Here is a 15,724-nt window from a genome sequence, read left to right on the forward strand (position 1 = left end):
CCGGGTGGGCGGACGGGAGGCCGGGTGCTCAGCTGTCACGGCCGCCGTGATGAGGCCCGTCCTCCGCGCCGCCGCGGCCGTGGTCGTCGGCTCCCCGGTCGTCCGCGCCCCGGCCGCCGGAGCCGCCACGCCCGCGCTGGTCGTGCGCCCCGGGGTGGTCGTCCGTGCCGGGTGCCCGGCCGGCCTGGTCGCCGGCCCCGGGGTGGTCGTCCGTCGCGCCGCGCCGGTCATGGGCGCCCGGGTGGTCGTCCGGGGCGGCGGCGTTCCCGTGCCGGTCCGGGCGACTGGTGGAAGGGGCCGGGGTGGGTGCGTGGGACGCGGTCGGGGAGGCGGGGGCCGGGGTGCTGCGGTGCGGCGTCGCGGTCGAGGTGGCGGCCGGGGCCGGCCGGTCGTCGGTGCCCGCCGCCATGGCGCCGTACGTACCGGCGCCGAGCACCAGCACACCTGCGGCTGCGGCGACGGCGATCGTGTGTTTCATGTCGTTCTCCCTCCAGCGGTCAATCACGTGCCCCCACCGTCGCCCGGGCCGGCTGAACGCCGGCTGAAGCGACCTGAAGAAAGCTTCAGGTCGGTTCTGTAATGCTGGCCGGATGCGCTTGCTGATCGTGGAGGACGAGAAACGTCTCGCCGTCTCCCTCGCCAAGGGGCTGGCTGCGGAGGGCTTCGCGGTGGACGTGGTCCACGACGGCGCCGAAGGGCTGCACATGGCAACGGAGTTCGGCTACGACCTGGTCGTGCTCGACATCATGCTGCCGGGCATGAACGGCTACCGGGTGTGCGCCGCGGTGCGGGCGGCGGGAAACGACGTGCCCATCTTGATGCTGACCGCGAAGGACGGCGAGTACGACGAGGCGGAGGGTCTGGACACGGGGGCGGACGACTATCTGACCAAGCCCTTCTCCTATGTCGTCCTCGTCGCACGGATCAAGGCCCTGCTACGGCGGCGCAGCACGGCGGGTGCGTCCGCGGTGATCCGGGCGGGCGGCCTGACGATCGACACCGGCTCGCGGCGGGTGTTCCGCGGTGAGGACGAGATAGCCCTGACCGCCAAGGAGTTCGCGGTCCTGGAACAACTCGCGGTCCGCCCGGGCGAGATCGTCTCGAAGGCCCATATCCTGGAGCATGTCTGGGACTTCGCCTTCGACGGCGACCCGAACATCATCGAGGTCTACATCAGCTCGCTGCGCCGGAAAATGGGCGCGGCCTCGATCCACACCGTCCGCGGCGCCGGTTACCGGCTGGCCACGTCATGAGCCGCCGGGTCCGCGGGCTTATCGGTTCTGTCCGTGCCCGGACCACCCTCGCGGCGACCGCGGTGGTCGCAGTGGCGCTGGCCGCGGCGGCGGTCGCGGTGCTGCTGTCGCTGCGGTCCGACCTCACGGGGCAGGCGGACCGCGAAGCGGACTCGACAGCCCGCGACGTGGCTCTGCGGGTCCTCTCCGGTGTACCCGGCACGACGCCGTACGCCCGGCTGCGGCTGCCGGCGGCCGACGACCACCCGGTGCAGGTGATCGCCTCCGACGGCACGCTGCTGGCCGCCGGGGAGGGGATCACCCGGGTGTCCGGCGACGGGCTGCCCGCCGTCCGCCGGGTCGCCGCACCCGCCCCCGCCACCCCCGGCACACCCGCGCCGGCCGCCCGGCCGCAGGCGTCCCCGGCCGCCTTCGCCGAGGACGACGGCGGCAGCAGCGGCAGCGGGAAGGGCCGGAGCGAAAACGGCGGCAGCGGCGGCAAGGGGCGTGGGTCCGACGACAGCACGGCCGCCACCCCGGGCACCGACGACAGCGATGACAGCGGCGGCGGCCACGGCCGCGACGACGCCTCTCCCCCGCTCGGCAGCGTCGGCGACGTCCTGCTGCACACCAACGCCGAGGTCACCTCGCACGGCAGGACCGGCGACTACCGCGTGGTGGCCATCGAGGTCACCGACACCGCGCAGCAGAAGGTGGTGATCGTCGCCGGCGCGTCGCTGGCCGCCCGGCAGAGCGCGGTGGGCACGGCAACCGACGTCATGCTGGCCGGACTTCCGCTGCTGCTGCTGGTCGTCGGCGGCGTCACCTGGCTGGTGACGCGGCGGGCGCTCACCCCGGTGGAGGACATCCGGCGGGAGATGGCCGCGATCACCACCTCCGGCGACCTGTCCCGGCGGGTCCCGCAGCCGGTCAGCAGCGACGAGGTCGCCCGGCTCGCGCGGACCACCAACGAGACGCTCACCGCGCTGGAGGCGGCCGTGGACCGGCAGCGGCGATTCGTCGCCGACGCCTCCCACGAGCTGCGCAACCCCATCGCCTCGCTGCGGACCCAGCTCGAAGTCGCCTCCGCCCACCCGCACCTGCTGGACGTCCCCGGCGTGGTCGAGGACGCGGTGCGCCTCCAGCGGCTCGCCGCGGATCTGCTGCTGCTCGCCCGGCTGGACGCCGGCGAGCAGCCGGAGGCCGTACCGGTCGCGCTGGAGGCACTGGCCCGCGAGGAACTGGCCCAACGGGTGGGCGACCGGCTGCCGGTGGCGTTCGAGACGGCGGGCGGCGCCACCGAGGTGCTCGGCTCCCGCCGCCAGCTGACCCGGGTGCTGGGGAATCTGGTGGACAACGCGCAGCGCCACGCACGGACCCGGGTCACCGTACGGGCGGCCCGCGACGCGGCGCGCGGCGAGGTGGTACTGGCCGTACGGGACGACGGCCCGGGCGTGCCGGAGGCCGACCGGCAGCGGATCTTCGAGCGGTTCATCCGGCTCGACGAGGCCCGCAGCAGCGACGACGGCGGAGCCGGACTGGGCCTCGCGATCGCCCGCGACCTGGCGGAACGCCACGGCGGGCAGCTAACCGCCGGCGCCGCCCCCGAAGGCGGCGCGTCCTTCGAGCTCCGCCTCCCCGCGTCGCGGCGGTGAGCCGGCGGCCGGTGCGGCGGGCTCAGGCCTCCCCGGTGGACGCGGCTGCCGCGGGCTCGAAGGCGACCACGGCCTCCGAGGTGTAGACGAGGAAGGTCAAGGTCTCCTCGAAGTACAGCCGAACGCTGGTCGCGTCGTGCGACAGGTAGCCGATGGAGACGTCCTCGCCGAGCCGCAGTTCGTAGTCGCCGCCGCGGGCCGACAGCAGGAAGGCGCCTTCGATGGCCGGCGCCCAGACGATGTCGCCGTCCAGCAGCCGGGCGATGTGCTTGATGATCGGGTAGCCGTGGTCGGAGGTCTCGCTGACCGCGGTGTACGCCTCGGCGCCCAGCACCAGCGTGTACGCGCCGCCGACGCCCGCCAGCCGCAGCACGCTGACGGCCTGGCTGACGGTGTTCGGATACTCGCGGACGTCGGCCGGCAGCCTCAGCACCGGGTTGGACGAGCTCTGCCGCAGGCCGTCGATGCCCGCGGCCCGGTATCCCTCGAAGACGGCGCGGTCCTCGGCGAACGCGGTCTGCCGGGCGGCGTCCTTGACCGGCTGCCAGTCGGCGTCCTTGGCCCCCCGGGCCACATCGTCGACCTGCTCGCGGTCGACGGTGAACGGTACCCGCAGCTCCACGACCGGCTGGTAGCTCCTGGCGCGGGCGATGACCCCGTCGGCCGGCGCCTGCACCGGCGCCACGTGCCCGGTGCCGATACCCGACAGGTCGAGGCCGCCGGGCTCGGGGACGTCGACGGTGCGGCGGGAGGCGATATGGCGCCGGAAGGTGCGCCGCGCCTCCTCCTCCAGGTCCTGCCAGGCGGCGGCGGAGATGGGCGCGAGATCACGGCTCAGGTTGTTCATCAGCGGTGCTCCGCTTCATTGCGCCGATCCCCAGCGAGACGTCGGGGGTGCGGCTGGGCGTGTCGGGCGCCGGCGTGGCAGGCGCCGAGGTGTCGGGATCCGGGTCGTCGGCGGCGTCGGAGTCATCGGACGCGCCGGATGCCGACCCGGGTCCGGAACTGCCGGGCTCTTCCTGTGTCTCCGCGCTCGGCGGGTCGGGCAGGTCCGCGAGGAAATCGCTGGAGGGCACGTAGAACAGCGATCCGGTGACGGCGGTGGAGAAGTCCAGGATCCGGTCGTGGGCCGCCCCGGGAGCGCCGAGGAACATCCGCTCCAGCATGCGCTCGGTGACCGACGGCGACCGCGCGTATCCGATGAAGTACGTCCCGAACTCGCCCTGCCCGGCGCTGCCGAAGGGCATGTTGTCGCGCAGGATCTTCCGCTCCGTCCCGTCAGGATCGGTGATCGTGGTCATCGCGACGTGCGAGTCGGCCGGCTTCACCTCGTCGTCCAGTTCGACGTCGGACAGCTTGCGGCGCCCGATGACCATTTCCTGCGCCTCCACCGGGAGGCTGTTCCACATCTGCAGATCGTGCAGGTACTTCTGCACGATCACGTAGCTGCCGCCGGCGAACCGCAGGTCACCGTCGGCGATCAGCACCGACGTGTCCGCCAGCGGGCCCACCGGGTTCTCCGTGCCGTCCACGAAACCGAGCAGGTCGCGTACGTCGAAGTACTTGAACCCGTGCACCTCGTCGCGGACCGTGACGAAGCCGCGCAGCCGGTCCATGATCAGGCCGGCCAGCGCGAAGCACAGGTCGAGGCGCGCGGCCCTGATGTGGAAGAGGAGGTCGCCCGGCGTCGACACCGCGCGGTGGCGGGGGCCGGCCAGCTCCCGGAAGGGGTGCAGCTCCGGCGGGCGCGGCCCGGCGAAGAGCCGCCCCCAGACCTGCGACCCGATGCCGACCACGCAGGACAGCCGCCCGTTCGGCGCGCGGAAGCCGACCGACCGCTGCAGGCCGGCCAGCTCGTCCAGCGATTCCCGCACCGCCGGCTCGCCGCCCTCGTCGACCGTGACCACCAGGAAGATCGCCGCGGTCGTCAGCGGGGACAGCACCGACTGGGGAACCGGCTCTGCGGACGGTTCTGCCATGGAGGCACCCCTCTCTGTGCCGGCCAGCTGCCGGCCCGGGGGCTCACATCCCGGTGTCGACCGAACGGCGCAGGAAAACCTGGCAAAGCCCCGTCTCCCACGCTAAAACGCCGCCCCGGCGTACGCCACCGCGAACCCGGCGGCCGGGGCGGGCGGGCAGCCCCGCCGGCGGGCGGACGACGACCGCCCGCCCGGTGGACTGGCCCGTTCGGGGGGCGCGCAAATACACTGAAGCGGCAGATACACCGCAGACCGTCTGGCCGGACCGCCCGCGTACCGCGACTGCCGTGCAGTCACCGCGCGCCCCTCCCCCACCCGCCAGGAGTCCCCATGCACCGGTCCCGAACCGCCGCCACCGCAGTCGCCGCCACCGTCGCCGCCGTGCTCGCCGGTTCCGCGGCGGCGGCCGCCGACAGTCCCGCCGGCGGAGCACCGGCGGCCGCGGTGGCCGAGCCGGCGGTCCGGCCGGCGGCGACCCGGATCGTCACCGCCTCGATGACCATTCCCTCGATCGGGATCACGTCCCTGCGCATCGTGCCGTACAAGGGCACCACCGACGACGCGCCCGGCACCCGCATCCAGGACCGCGGTATCGCCGCGACGCCGTACGGACCGCACGGCGGCGTCGGCCCCGGCCAGGTGGGCAACTACCTCGTCACCGGGCACCGGATCGCGGCCGGCGGACCGCTGAACCGGGTCCCCGAACTCAAGGTCGGCGACCGCGTCACCGTCACGGCCGCCGGGACCGTCTACACGTACAAGATCACCGGGACCCGGGTGACCTCGTTCCGGTCCGAGCACTCGCTGGCCGAACAGCGGGCGGCGGTCCCCGGTTTCCCGGGCAAGCGCCCCACCCAGGCGATGATCACGGTGTCCACCTGCGCCACACCGGAGGACGACGCGGCCGGGAACCACTGGCGCGACGCCGAGGGCAACCCCGAGCACCGCATCGACAAGATCGGCGTCCTGGTCGACACCCGGCAGGCGCCGGGCGACCGGTGAGAGAGCCCCGCGGAGCGGTCCGCGGCCGCGGGCGGAAAGTGCGGCCCGCGGTTCTGCCTACCATGTGCGCATGTTGGCCTATGCTCCGGCACTCCTGTGCTTCCTCCTGTTCAGTGCCGGTGTGGCGCGTGAACGCCGCCGGTTCGGCAACGCCGTCCTGCTGGGACTCACCGCAGTCTTCACCCTGGGTGCCTGGCTCTTCGAACTCCACGAGGACCACCCGACGTTGGGCAGGGACCTCGGCATAGCGCTGGTCGTCCTCGCGGGACTGGGCATCGTCACCCTGTCGTGGTTCCTGATCTCCAACGGCGTGATCATGGTGCGCAAGGAAGGCACCCGGCCCGCCAACCTGCTGTCCCTGCTGGCGGGGATCGCGCTGGTGTCCCTGCTCGTCCTGCTGATCACCACCCTGGTGCTGCACAACCGCACCCTGGCGGCGGTGACGGGGACCGCCGTCGCGCTGGCCGGCTACGTGGCCTTCCTCTTCCTCTGCTTCGTCGTCTACGCGTTCCTCTACGGGCGGCTGAACCTCCGCCGACGCAAGGCGGACTACGTCGTCGTGCTCGGCTCCGGCCTGGTCGGCGGATCGACCGTGTCCCCGCTGCTGGCCAGCCGGCTGGAGCGGGCCCGCGCCGTCCACCGCAGGCTGTCGCGGCGCGGCAGGAATCCGGTGCTGCTCGCCTCCGGCGGCCAGGGTCCCGACGAGAAACTGCCGGAGTCGCACGCGATGGCCGGCTACCTGGTCGCCCGCGGCTTCCCGGCCGAACTCATCGAGTGCGAGGACCGCTCGACGACCACCGAGGAGAACCTGCGGTTCAGCAAGTCGATCATGGAGAAGGCCAACCCGGAGTACCGCTGCGTGGTCGTGACGAACAACTACCACGCCTTCCGGGCCGCGTTGACCGCCCGCCGGGTGGGCATCAGGGGACACGTCGTCGGTTCCCCCACCGCCGCCTACTTCTGGCCCAGCGCGATGATCCGCGAGTTCGCCGCGATCTTCCTGGCGTACCGGCGCACCAACCTCGCCTTCTGCCTGCTCTTCTTCCTCGGCGGCGGTGCCATCTGGTGGCTGGGCTGACCACGGCCGGCCGACCACGACTGGGCCGCCCGCGCCCGCGGGCGCGGGCGGCGGCCGGTCAGCGGGCCGTCCGCGGGCGGCGGGCCGCCTCCAGGGCGCGGCGCACCCGGCCGCGCGTCTGGCGGCGCGGGCGGATGAGGATCAGGGTGGCGCGCGGCGCGACGGACAGCGTGCCGCCCGCCTTGACCTCCGTCTCGTCGGCGGTCTCCGCGCCGGCGGCGGTGTCCACGGCGACCTGCCACGCCTCCCCGTAGGCGCGCCCCGGCAGGACGAACTCGACCGGCTCGTGGTGACTGTTGAGCAGGATCAGGAAGGAGTCGTCCACGATCCGCCCGCCGCGCGGGTCGGGTTCTGTGATGGCGTCGCCGTTGAGGAACAGCGCGACCGCGTGGGCGTCGTCGCGGTGCCAGTCGTTCTCCGCCATGGTGCGGCCGCCCGGTGTGAGCCACACCGCGTCCCCCAGACCCGGGCCCGGGGTGTCACCACGCAGGAAGCGGCGCCGCCGGAAGACCGGGTGCTCGGCGCGCAGCGTGATCAACCGCCGGGTGAAGTCGAGCAGGTCGCGCTGGCCGCCGTCCAGGTCCCAGTGGATCCACGACAGTTCGCCGTCCTGGCAGTAGGCGTTGTTGTTGCCCTGCTGGGTGCGGCCGAACTCGTCGCCGTGGCTGATCATGGGGACGCCCTGCGAGATCAGCAGGGTGGTCAGCAGGTTGCGCTGCTGGCGGGCCCGCAGGTCCAGCACGTCCTGGTCGTCGGTGTCGCCCTCGGCGCCGCAGTTCCACGAGCGGTTGTGGTTCTCGCCGTCGCGGTTGTCCTCGCCGTTGGCCTCGTTGTGCTTGTCGTTGTACGACACCAGGTCGCGCAGCGTGAAACCGTCGTGACAGGTGACGAAGTTGACGCCGGCCCGCGGCCGGCGGCTGTCGTCCTGGTAGAGGTCGGAGGAACCGGTCAGCCGGGAGGCGAGGTCGGGCAGCGTGGAGTTCTCACCGCGCCAGAAGTCGCGCACGGTGTCCCGGTAGCGGCCGTTCCACTCGCTCCACAGCGGCGGGAAGTTGCCCACCTGGTAACCGCCCTCGCCGACGTCCCACGGCTCCGCGATCAGCTTGACCCGGCTGACCACCGGGTCCTGCTGGACCAGGTCGAAGAAGGCCGACAGCCGGTCCACCTCGTGGAACTGCCGCGCCAGCGTCGCGGCCAGGTCGAAGCGGAAGCCGTCCACGTGCATCTCGGTGACCCAGTAGCGCAGCGAGTCCATGATCAGCTGCAGCACGTGCGGGCTGCGCATCAGCAGCGAGTTGCCGGTGCCGGTGGTGTCGAAGTAGTGCGCCGGGTCGTCGTCCACCAGCCGGTAGTAGGAGGCGTTGTCGATGCCGCGCATCGACAGCGTCGGCCCGAAGTGGTTGCCCTCCGCGGTGTGGTTGTAGACCACGTCGAGTATCACCTCCACGCCGGCCGCGTGCAGGGCCTTGACCATCGACTTGAACTCGGTGACCTGCCCGCCCCGGCCGCCGGCCGAGGCGTAGCCGTTGTGCGGGGCGAAGAAACCGATGGTGTTGTAGCCCCAGTAGTTGCGCAGCCCGCGGTCCAGCAGGTGGCCGTCCTGCACGAACTGGTGCACCGGCATCAGTTCCACCGTGGTCACGCCCAGCCCGGTCAGGTGGTCGAGCACCGCCGGGTGCGCCAGGCCCGCGTAGCTGCCGCGCAACTCCCGCGGCAGCTGCGGGTGCAGCCGCGTCAGACCCCGGACGTGGGCCTCGTAGATCACCGAGTCGTGGTACGAGTGCCCCGGCGGCCGGTCGTCGCCCCAGTCGAAGGCAGGGTCGGTGACCACGGACAGCATCGTGTGGTGCAGGCTGTCCGCGGTGTTCAGGCCCTGCGGGTCGCCGAAGGGGTAGCCGAACAGCGACTCATGGCCGTCGGCCTGGCCGTCGATGGCCTTCGCGTAGGGGTCGAGCAGCAGCTTGGCGGGGTTGCAGCGGTGCCCGTGCCACGGTTCGTAAGGGCCGTACACCCGGAAGCCGTACCGCTGGCCCGGGCCGACCCCGGGCAGGTAGGCGTGCCAGATGAAGCCGTCGACCTCCGTCAGCGGCACCCGCCGCTCGCGCCGCCCGTGGTCGATCAGGCACAGCTCGACCCTGTCGGCCGCCTCGGAGAACAGCGCGAAGTTCGTGCCCGCGCCGTCATAGGTCGCCCCCAGCGGATACGCGCGACCAGTCCACTTCTGCATGTCGGTGCCCCCCTCAGCCGGCCACCTGTCGCGGCCCCGGGGGCCGTCTACCCCGTGGTCCGCCGAGTAGCTGGGGTGATCCGGCCCTCTTGCGGCGTGCGGGCCGCCACCTGCGGGGCAGGCGGGTACCAACTACGCCTCGCCGAACGGGAGTCGACGTCATGGAACGGTTCGGAGAATTCTATTCGCGCCACCTGTGGCTGCAGTTCGCGACCGGATGGCTGGTGGCAGCGGCGATGGTGCTCACCCTCTACCCCGGCCACTCGGTGCTCGGCACCCTGGTCCGGGTCGGGGGCAGCTCGGCCGCGGGCGTGTGGCTGACGCTCCGGCGCAGGCACCGCGAGGAACGGACGGCGGGCGGCGCCGACGACCTGCTCCGCTTCGACCGAATGCTCCGCAAGGGCGAGGCACCCTCGGATCCGCAGGAGCGGCAGGCGATGGGCGAGCTGGTCGACCGCCGGCTGCACAGCACCCGGCACCGCACGGCGGCCCTGGTCTTCCTGGTGATCCTGTTCGGGTCGGTCACCGCGATGGCGGCCTCGATGTCCGGCCTGTGGCGCGCGATCGCCTACGGCGCCCTCAACGTCGGCTTCCTCGTCTACGTCTACTTCGTGGGCCGGCTGGGCGTCATGCGGCTGCGCCGGATGCGGCGCCTGCTGGACGACCCGAGTCCCGCGACGGAGGCCGAGCCCGCCGCCGACCGGTCCCGCCACTTCGCCGCCTGACACCGGAGCTGCCCGGCCGGGCAGGTCCGGCAGCCCCGGCAGACCCCCGCGGCCGGCTCGTCAGGTCCCGTTCCGCCGCCGGCCCCCGGCTCCGGGTGCCAGACTGCTGCCATGTATCGCAGCGGCTCCAGCGCCCAGGCCCGGATCCTCCAGGAAGCGGCGTACGCACGGCTGAAGCAGTCGTTCGCGACGAGCCAGGACCCGATGTACCGCCTGCGGACTCCCTGGCTCTCGCCCTGCACGCTGGGCGAGAGCCACACCGTCGACGGCGCCCTGCAGGCGCTGACTCTCATCTACGGGCCCTGGGACACCGAACAGCCGCACGTCCGGGTGACGACATGGCGGGAGCTGCCAGGCCAGGACTTCGCCCCTGACGCTCCCGCCGGCCTGCTGGCGGCGGCGCGGGACGTCACGGTCGACATCGAGGGCGGCGCCACCCCGGGGACCCTGGTGCGCCTCTCCGACGAGACCTGGCTGCTGCGGGTGGATTCCGGCCCGCTGCACCTGCTGGCCTCCGGCCGCGGGCCGAGCGGCGAGCTGTCCTTCGAGCGGCTGACGGATCTCACGGCCGTCGTCGACGCCCGCCGCGTCCTGCTCGCCTCCCTGCGCCGCGACGGGTAGCGGGCCTGCGTCAGTCCGTCCGCCCGGCCCGGCCGGCGGCCTCCGCGGCCGCGGTGGCTTTGTGGCGCCGGAGCAGCAGGAGCGCGGCGCCGCCGGAGCAGAGGAGGATCGCCGCCCAGGCGACGGCCCAGGCCACGCTGCGGCCGGCAGGATGCCCGGCGAGCAGCGCGACGGTGATGCCGGCGACGTAGACGACGGCGCCGATGAGGTAGAGGCGCTGCCCCCAGCGCCGGGTCCCGGGGTTGGGCTCGCCGGCGACCGGCACGGGCTGCGGGGCGGGGGTGCTCGGGGGCTGCGTCATGTCCTGGCGCCTACCCCCGGGTGACGGGAGGTCACCTCTCCCGCGACGTCTGCCCGCCCGGCTTCCCGGCCCCGGAAGCGGAATGGCTCGATCCCGACGTGAAATCCCCCTGCCGGCGGATGAGTTGTGTTGTTCCACCCGAGGAGGGCACGCGGACTCAGGTACGGAACCTGAAAGCGACAGGGAGGAATCCGGCGATGTCCGCCATCGAGGAATCAGTCGAGGTCCAGGTCCCGGTGTCCACCGCGTACAACCAGTGGACCCAGTTCGAGGAGTTCCCGCAGTTCATGGAGGGTGTCGAGCGCATCGAGCAGCGCACGCCGACGCTCACCCACTGGGTGACGTCGGTCGGCGGGGCCACCCGCGAGTTCGACGCGGAGATCACCGAGCAGATCCCGGACGAGCGGGTCGCCTGGACCACGGTCCGCGGCGAGGCGCACCAGGCCGGGGTGGTCACGTTCCATCGGCTCGACGACACCCACACCAAGGTCATGCTCCAACTGGAGCACGACCCGCAGGGGATCGCCGACACCGTCGGCGACAAGCTCGGGTTCGTCCGCCGCCAGGCCAAGGGCGACCTGAAGCGGTTCAAGCAGTACATCGAGTCCCGCGGCACCGAGTCCGGGGCCTGGCGCGGCCAGATCTGAGCGATCCGCCCGCGGGCCGTCACCGGCCCGCGGGCGTGTCCGCCGACAGGCGGCCCGATACCGTTGCCCGGCTGCGTTCCTGACGGTCGTTCGGGTAGGCGGAGGAGATACCCGGCTGATGGTCAGCCCGGTGGGAAAGGTGATGTTCACGATGGTGAAGGCGAAGAGCAAGGCCCAGACGGGTACGAAGGCCGCGTCCGCCGCGGGCAAGACCGTCAAGGCGTCCAAGACCAAGACCGGGAAGACCGCCGCGGCCAGCGCTCTGTCGCAGGCGCCGAAGAGCAAGGGCACGACCGGCAGCAAGGCCGCGTCCGCCGCCGGCAAGACCGTCAAGGCCTCGAAGGCGACCAAGAGCGAGAAGAGCGCCGCGGCCAGCGCCCTCTCCCAGACGCCGAAGAGCAAGGGCAAGACCACCGCGAAGGCCGTCTCCGCCGCGGGTAAGAAGCTCGCCGACCCCAAGGCGTCGAAGGCGGACAAGTCGGCGGCGGCCAGCACCCTGGCGAAGAAGGCGGCGCGCACCAAGAAGTGAGCCCCGCCCGGGGCGCCGTCGTGGTTTCCCCCGCGGCCCTTGGCATCGTGTTCCGAAAAGGTCGCGAGGGAGCGGTGTCGATCCGCGGCCGGGCCGTTCGACCTTGGAGTGAGAGGGTCGAACGGCGACCCCCGGTGGCAAGGAGCCCGACGATGGCGAAGTACATGCTGATCATGCGCGGAACGGACGAGTCCATGGCCACGATGATGGACACGCCCTTCGAGGAGATGCTGGAGACGATCGGCCGCTTCAACGAGGAGCTGATCAAGGCCGGTGTACTGGTCGCCGCCGAGGGGCTGGACGACCCCGGTCAGGGCGTCGTGGTCGACTTCGGCGGCGAGACGCCGGTGGTCACCGACGGTCCCTACGGCGAGACCAAGGAGCTGTTCGGCGGCTTCTACCTGATCGACGTGGCCTCGAAGGAGGAGGCGGTCGAGTGGGCGAAGCGGCTCCCGGCGATCCCCGGCAGCAAGTGCGAGGTCCGCCGGGTGCCCGGTATCGAGGAGTTCCCGCAGGACAACGAGTGGATCATCAAGGAGCGGGCCTGGCGCGAGCGCACCGGCCAGCTCTGATGCCCGGGGCGACCGGCGGGCCGCCGTCCGCGGAGAAGGCGCGGCGGGCCGTCGAGGCCGTCTGGCGGATCGAGTCCGCCAGGATCGTGGCCGCGCTCGCCCGCTACACCCGGGACTTCCAGCTCGCCGAGGACGTCGCCCAGGAGGCGGTGGCGGAGGCGCTGCCGCACTGGTCGGAGCACGGCGTCCCGGACAGCCCGGTGGGCTGGCTGCTGGCGACCGCCCGGCGGCGCGCGATCGACACCTTCCGCCGCCGCACCGCGCTCGCCGAGCGCTACGCGGTGCTCGCCGGCCCGCTCACCGAGGGCGAGGCCACCTCGGGCGCCGCGGTCCCGCAGGACCGGTCGGAGGACCTGCCGTGGGACCCCGACCGGGTGGACGACGACGTCCTCGCGCTGATGTTCGTCGCCTGCCACCCGGTGCTCTCGCCGGAGGCCCGGGTGGCGCTGACGCTGCGCGCGGTGGGCGGTCTGGCCAGCGAGGAGATCGCCCGGGCGTTCCTGGTGCCGGTGTCAACGGTCCAGGCGCGGATCACCCGGGCGAAGAAGACGATCGCCGCGGCGGGGGTCCCGTTCGAACTGCCGCCCGCCGAGGAGCGGCGGGAGCGGCTCGGCGGCGTGCTGAGCGTGCTCTACGTGATCTTCACCGAGGGCTCCACCGCGACGGCCGGCGACCGCCTGCTGCGCTCCGACCTTGCGTACGAGGCGATCCGGCTGGCCCGGATGCTGGTGGCGCTGCTGCCTGCGGAGCCGGAGGTGCACGCGCTGCTGGCGCTGTTCGAGCTCACCTCCGCGCGCTTTCCGGCCCGCACCGGGCCGGACGGTGAGGCGGTGCTGCTCGAGGACCAGGACCGCAGGCTGTGGGACCGCTCCGCGATCCGGCGCGGCCTGGCGGCGATCGGCCGGGCGGCGACGCTGGGACGGGGTCTTGGCCCCTACGGGTTGCAGGCGGCGATCGCCGCGTGCCACGCGTCGGCACCATCGGTGCGGGAGACCGACTGGGAGCGCGTCGTCCTGCTCTACGAGGCGTTGGGCCGAGTGGCGCCCTCCCCCGTGGTCGAGCTCAACCGGGCCGTCGCGGTCGCCATGGCCCATGGCCCGGCACAGGCGCTGTCCCTGGTGGACGAGCTGGTCGCCACCGACCGCCTGTCCGGGTCCCATCTGCTGCCGACCGTGCGCGGCGAGCTGCTGCGCAGGCTCGGCCGCACCGCCGAGGCGCGGGCGGAGCTGGAACTGGCCGCACGGCTGTGCGGCAACGACCGCGAACGGGCGGTGCTGCTGCGCAAGGCGGCCGCCCTGGACTGACCCCGTAGCGGGGGCCGCACGGCGGCGGCCTCCGCTACGGGTGCAGGGCACTGATGGCGTCTTCCACCGTCGGCTGGAAGGTGAAGAGCTGGTCGAGGCCCACGATGCCGAAGACCCGCATCAGGTCGGCGTTCAGCCCGGCGAGCACCAGCGTGGCGCCGGCCTGCTTGGCGCGGTTGTAGGCCGCGACCAGGACGGTGATGCCGGTCGAGTCGCAGTAGGACAGGCCGGTCAGGTCGATCACCACCGGGGCGTCCGGGGTGAAGGGCGTCTCCTCGATGGCCCGGGTGAGGTCGTGGGCGGTGTGGTGGTCGAGCTCACCGGTCACGGCCACCACGCTGGCGCCGGTGGGGTGGGATCGTCGCGTCGCGGTCAGAGTACGGTCGGTCACCTGTTCTCCTGTACGGGTGAGGGGGCGCTGCCCGTCGGAACGGAAAGGACGAGCAGCGCGGTGTCGTCGCTGACTCCGCTGCCCAGATCGGTGAAGAGGTCGTGCAGCATGGCGAGCAGGCCGGCCGCCCCCCGGGCGGCATGGGCGGGCAGCTGGCGGGCCAGCCCCTCCTCGCCGAGCATGGTGCCGTCCGCGTTACGGGCCTCGGTGAGCCCGTCGGTGTACAGCAGCAGCGCGTCACCGGGGGCGAGCCGGGTGGTGGCCTGCACGAAGTGCGGGTCGGGCAGCAGCCCGATCAGCTGGCCGCCGCTGGTGGAGATGGCCTCCACGGTGCCGTCCGCGCGCAGCGCAAGGGCCGGCGGGTGGCCGCCGCCGGCCAGCGTGACCGCGAAGGACCCGTCGGGCGCGGCGTCGAGCACCCCGAAGACCGCGGTGCAGAACCGGGGCGAGTCGCCCTGGAACTCCCCCTTGAGCACCGCGTCGAGATTGGCCAGGGCGGTGCACGGGTCGGGGTCGTAGATGGCGGCCGCCCGCAGCGTGTAGCGGGTCAGCGAGGTCAGCGCGGCCGCGTCGGCGCCCTTGCCGCACACGTCGCCGAGGAAGAACGCCCAGCGGCCGTCGTCCAGCGGGAAGAGATCGTAGAAGTCGCCGCCGACCTCGTCCATCGACGCGGTGTGGTAGGCGGCGGCCGCGTCCAGGCCGGGCACCGGGGGCAGCGCCGGCGGCAGCAGGGTGCGCTGGAGGGTGCGGGCCAGCCGCTCGGCGTCGGTGCGCCGCTCGCGTTCCGCGGTCACGGTGCGCAGCGCGGCGAGCCGCAGTTCCAGCTCGTCCATGACGAGCGCGGCCAGCTCCGGCAGCGCGTCGAGCTGGTTCCTGGTGGGCTGTCGCGGGCAGGTGTCCAGGACGTTGACGGTGCCCAGCCGGTGGCCGTCCGCGGTGGTGATCGCGGCGCCCGCGTAGAACCGTACCGCCGGCTCGCTGCCGACCAGGGGGTGCGCGGCGACGGCCGGGTCGCCGAGGGTGTCGCTGACGACGTAGGTCCCGTCGTGCAGGATGGCGGTGGCGCACAGGCCCGGCGCGCGGGGTGTCTGGCTGACGCCCTTCAGCCCGTGGGCGGCCTTGAACCACACCCGGTCGCTGTCCACGATCGCCACGGTCGCCATCGGCGCCTCGAAGATGCGGGCGGCCAGCGAGGCGATCTTGTCGAAGGCGCCGTCCGGCGCGCTGTCGAGTATCCGGTAGCGGCGCACCGCGGCGAGGCGGCGCTGCTCGTCGGCGGACGAGGGTCTCGCGTGCGGGTGGAAGGCGTCCTGGGTCACCGTCATGCTGTCTCCCCCGCTGCCGGCTCGTGCGCCGGCTCAAGGCACGGCTGTCCTATTCTACGGATCGCGTGCACGCACTCTCACCGGCGGCCGGGAGCGTTCCCGGCGTGCCAGGATGTACGGTCCGTGACACGCGCTG

The 15,724-nt window shown here is 73.0% G+C and carries 17 protein-coding genes; 10 read left to right on the forward strand and 7 right to left on the reverse strand.

The genetic code is table 11. The annotated features are described in order from the left end of the window. Nucleotides 1-28: 28 nt before the first annotated feature. The gene (locus OG702_RS03035) at nt 29-478 is read right to left on the reverse strand and encodes a hypothetical protein (protein WP_327287306.1); all 450 of its coding nucleotides are present in this window, start codon (nt 476-478) and stop codon (nt 29-31) included. 112 nt (nt 479-590) lie between these two features. Here OG702_RS03035 and OG702_RS03040 point away from each other — a divergent pair, with 112 nt between their 5' ends. After that, nucleotides 591-1,253, forward strand: a complete 663-nt coding sequence (locus OG702_RS03040) for a response regulator transcription factor (protein WP_327287307.1) — start codon at nt 591-593, stop codon at nt 1,251-1,253. Next, a complete protein-coding gene (locus OG702_RS03045; protein WP_327287308.1) occupies nt 1,250-2,887 on the forward strand; it encodes a sensor histidine kinase in 1,638 nt (545 codons plus the stop codon). The genes OG702_RS03040 and OG702_RS03045 overlap by 4 nt, the downstream gene beginning before the upstream one ends. Nucleotides 2,888-2,909: 22 nt before the next feature. Here OG702_RS03045 and OG702_RS03050 read toward each other — a convergent pair whose 3' ends face one another. Both OG702_RS03050 and OG702_RS03055 read right to left on the reverse strand, forming a co-directional pair. Next, nucleotides 2,910-3,734, reverse strand: coding sequence for a family 1 encapsulin nanocompartment shell protein (locus tag OG702_RS03050; protein WP_327287309.1), 825 nt, complete (start codon nt 3,732-3,734; stop codon nt 2,910-2,912). Next, the gene (locus tag OG702_RS03055) at nt 3,715-4,866 is read right to left on the reverse strand and encodes a Dyp-type peroxidase (protein ID WP_327287310.1); all 1,152 of its coding nucleotides are present in this window, start codon (nt 4,864-4,866) and stop codon (nt 3,715-3,717) included. Before OG702_RS03055 ends, OG702_RS03050 begins: the two co-directional genes overlap by 20 nt. Nucleotides 4,867-5,196: 330 nt before the next feature. Between OG702_RS03055 and OG702_RS03060 the strand changes: the two genes are divergently transcribed. Next, nucleotides 5,197-5,868 (forward strand): class E sortase, encoded by a 672-nt coding sequence (locus OG702_RS03060; RefSeq protein ID WP_327287311.1) that lies wholly within the window; start codon nt 5,197-5,199, stop codon nt 5,866-5,868. Between the two features lie 70 nt (nt 5,869-5,938). After that, nucleotides 5,939-6,946, forward strand: a complete 1,008-nt coding sequence (locus tag OG702_RS03065; protein ID WP_327287312.1) for a YdcF family protein — start codon at nt 5,939-5,941, stop codon at nt 6,944-6,946. A gap of 58 nt (nt 6,947-7,004) precedes the next feature. Here OG702_RS03065 and glgX read toward each other — a convergent pair whose 3' ends face one another. Beyond that, nucleotides 7,005-9,173, reverse strand: a complete 2,169-nt coding sequence (gene glgX, locus OG702_RS03070; protein WP_327287313.1) for a glycogen debranching protein GlgX — start codon at nt 9,171-9,173, stop codon at nt 7,005-7,007. 161 nt (nt 9,174-9,334) lie between these two features. Between glgX and OG702_RS03075 the strand changes: the two genes are divergently transcribed. Both OG702_RS03075 and OG702_RS03080 read left to right on the forward strand, forming a co-directional pair. Next, nucleotides 9,335-9,898: a hypothetical protein gene (locus OG702_RS03075; protein WP_327287314.1), complete on the forward strand. Its 564-nt coding sequence runs from the start codon at nt 9,335-9,337 to the stop codon at nt 9,896-9,898. A 111-nt stretch (nt 9,899-10,009) separates the two neighbouring features. Next, complete coding sequence (locus tag OG702_RS03080; protein WP_327287315.1) at nt 10,010-10,519, forward strand: hypothetical protein; 510 nt, start codon at nt 10,010-10,012, stop codon at nt 10,517-10,519. A 10-nt stretch (nt 10,520-10,529) separates the two neighbouring features. Here OG702_RS03080 and OG702_RS03085 read toward each other — a convergent pair whose 3' ends face one another. Further along, nucleotides 10,530-10,820, reverse strand: a complete 291-nt coding sequence (locus tag OG702_RS03085) for a hypothetical protein (RefSeq protein WP_327287316.1) — start codon at nt 10,818-10,820, stop codon at nt 10,530-10,532. Nucleotides 10,821-11,017: 197 nt separating this feature from the next. On the opposite strand from OG702_RS03085, the gene OG702_RS03090 reads away from it, so the two are divergent. The 4 genes from OG702_RS03090 (at nt 11,018) to OG702_RS03105 (ending at nt 13,872) form a co-directional block, all read left to right on the forward strand. Next, the gene (locus tag OG702_RS03090) at nt 11,018-11,467 is read left to right on the forward strand and encodes an SRPBCC family protein (protein ID WP_327287317.1); all 450 of its coding nucleotides are present in this window, start codon (nt 11,018-11,020) and stop codon (nt 11,465-11,467) included. Between the two features lie 118 nt (nt 11,468-11,585). Beyond that, nucleotides 11,586-11,996 (forward strand): hypothetical protein, encoded by a 411-nt coding sequence (locus tag OG702_RS03095; RefSeq protein ID WP_327287318.1) that lies wholly within the window; start codon nt 11,586-11,588, stop codon nt 11,994-11,996. A gap of 152 nt (nt 11,997-12,148) precedes the next feature. Then, nucleotides 12,149-12,568 (forward strand): YciI family protein, encoded by a 420-nt coding sequence (locus OG702_RS03100; RefSeq protein WP_327287319.1) that lies wholly within the window; start codon nt 12,149-12,151, stop codon nt 12,566-12,568. After that, the gene (locus OG702_RS03105) at nt 12,568-13,872 is read left to right on the forward strand and encodes an RNA polymerase sigma factor (protein WP_327287320.1); all 1,305 of its coding nucleotides are present in this window, start codon (nt 12,568-12,570) and stop codon (nt 13,870-13,872) included. The genes OG702_RS03100 and OG702_RS03105 overlap by 1 nt, the downstream gene beginning before the upstream one ends. Before the next feature lie 34 nt (nt 13,873-13,906). On the opposite strand, the gene OG702_RS03110 is transcribed toward OG702_RS03105, so the two are convergent. After that, nucleotides 13,907-14,263 (reverse strand): STAS domain-containing protein, encoded by a 357-nt coding sequence (locus OG702_RS03110; protein WP_327287321.1) that lies wholly within the window; start codon nt 14,261-14,263, stop codon nt 13,907-13,909. Further along, nucleotides 14,260-15,588 (reverse strand): PP2C family protein-serine/threonine phosphatase, encoded by a 1,329-nt coding sequence (locus OG702_RS03115; protein WP_327287322.1) that lies wholly within the window; start codon nt 15,586-15,588, stop codon nt 14,260-14,262. The genes OG702_RS03110 and OG702_RS03115 overlap by 4 nt, the downstream gene beginning before the upstream one ends. Nucleotides 15,589-15,724: the final 136 nt, after the last annotated feature.

It is taken from the genome of Streptomyces sp. NBC_01198 (assembly GCF_036010485.1).
Classification (GTDB): domain Bacteria; phylum Actinomycetota; class Actinomycetes; order Streptomycetales; family Streptomycetaceae; genus Actinacidiphila.

Coding starts and splice junctions, on each gene's coding strand:
- OG702_RS03095 (WP_327287318.1), top strand. CDS start 11,586: ATGGTCAGCCCGGTGGGAAAGGTGATGTTCACGATGGTGAAGGCGAAG.
- OG702_RS03075 (WP_327287314.1), top strand. CDS start 9,335: ATGGAACGGTTCGGAGAATTCTATTCGCGCCACCTGTGGCTGCAGTTC.
- OG702_RS03055 (WP_327287310.1), bottom strand. CDS start 4,866: ATGGCAGAACCGTCCGCAGAGCCGGTTCCCCAGTCGGTGCTGTCCCCG.
- OG702_RS03035 (WP_327287306.1), bottom strand. CDS start 478: ATGAAACACACGATCGCCGTCGCCGCAGCCGCAGGTGTGCTGGTGCTC.
- OG702_RS03045 (WP_327287308.1), top strand. CDS start 1,250: ATGAGCCGCCGGGTCCGCGGGCTTATCGGTTCTGTCCGTGCCCGGACC.
- OG702_RS03090 (WP_327287317.1), top strand. CDS start 11,018: ATGTCCGCCATCGAGGAATCAGTCGAGGTCCAGGTCCCGGTGTCCACC.
- OG702_RS03065 (WP_327287312.1), top strand. CDS start 5,939: ATGTTGGCCTATGCTCCGGCACTCCTGTGCTTCCTCCTGTTCAGTGCC.
- OG702_RS03060 (WP_327287311.1), top strand. CDS start 5,197: ATGCACCGGTCCCGAACCGCCGCCACCGCAGTCGCCGCCACCGTCGCC.
- glgX (WP_327287313.1), bottom strand. CDS start 9,173: ATGCAGAAGTGGACTGGTCGCGCGTATCCGCTGGGGGCGACCTATGAC.
- OG702_RS03105 (WP_327287320.1), top strand. CDS start 12,568: ATGCCCGGGGCGACCGGCGGGCCGCCGTCCGCGGAGAAGGCGCGGCGG.
- OG702_RS03100 (WP_327287319.1), top strand. CDS start 12,149: ATGGCGAAGTACATGCTGATCATGCGCGGAACGGACGAGTCCATGGCC.
- OG702_RS03085 (WP_327287316.1), bottom strand. CDS start 10,820: ATGACGCAGCCCCCGAGCACCCCCGCCCCGCAGCCCGTGCCGGTCGCC.
- OG702_RS03080 (WP_327287315.1), top strand. CDS start 10,010: ATGTATCGCAGCGGCTCCAGCGCCCAGGCCCGGATCCTCCAGGAAGCG.
- OG702_RS03050 (WP_327287309.1), bottom strand. CDS start 3,734: ATGAACAACCTGAGCCGTGATCTCGCGCCCATCTCCGCCGCCGCCTGG.
- OG702_RS03040 (WP_327287307.1), top strand. CDS start 591: ATGCGCTTGCTGATCGTGGAGGACGAGAAACGTCTCGCCGTCTCCCTC.
- OG702_RS03115 (WP_327287322.1), bottom strand. CDS start 15,588: ATGACGGTGACCCAGGACGCCTTCCACCCGCACGCGAGACCCTCGTCC.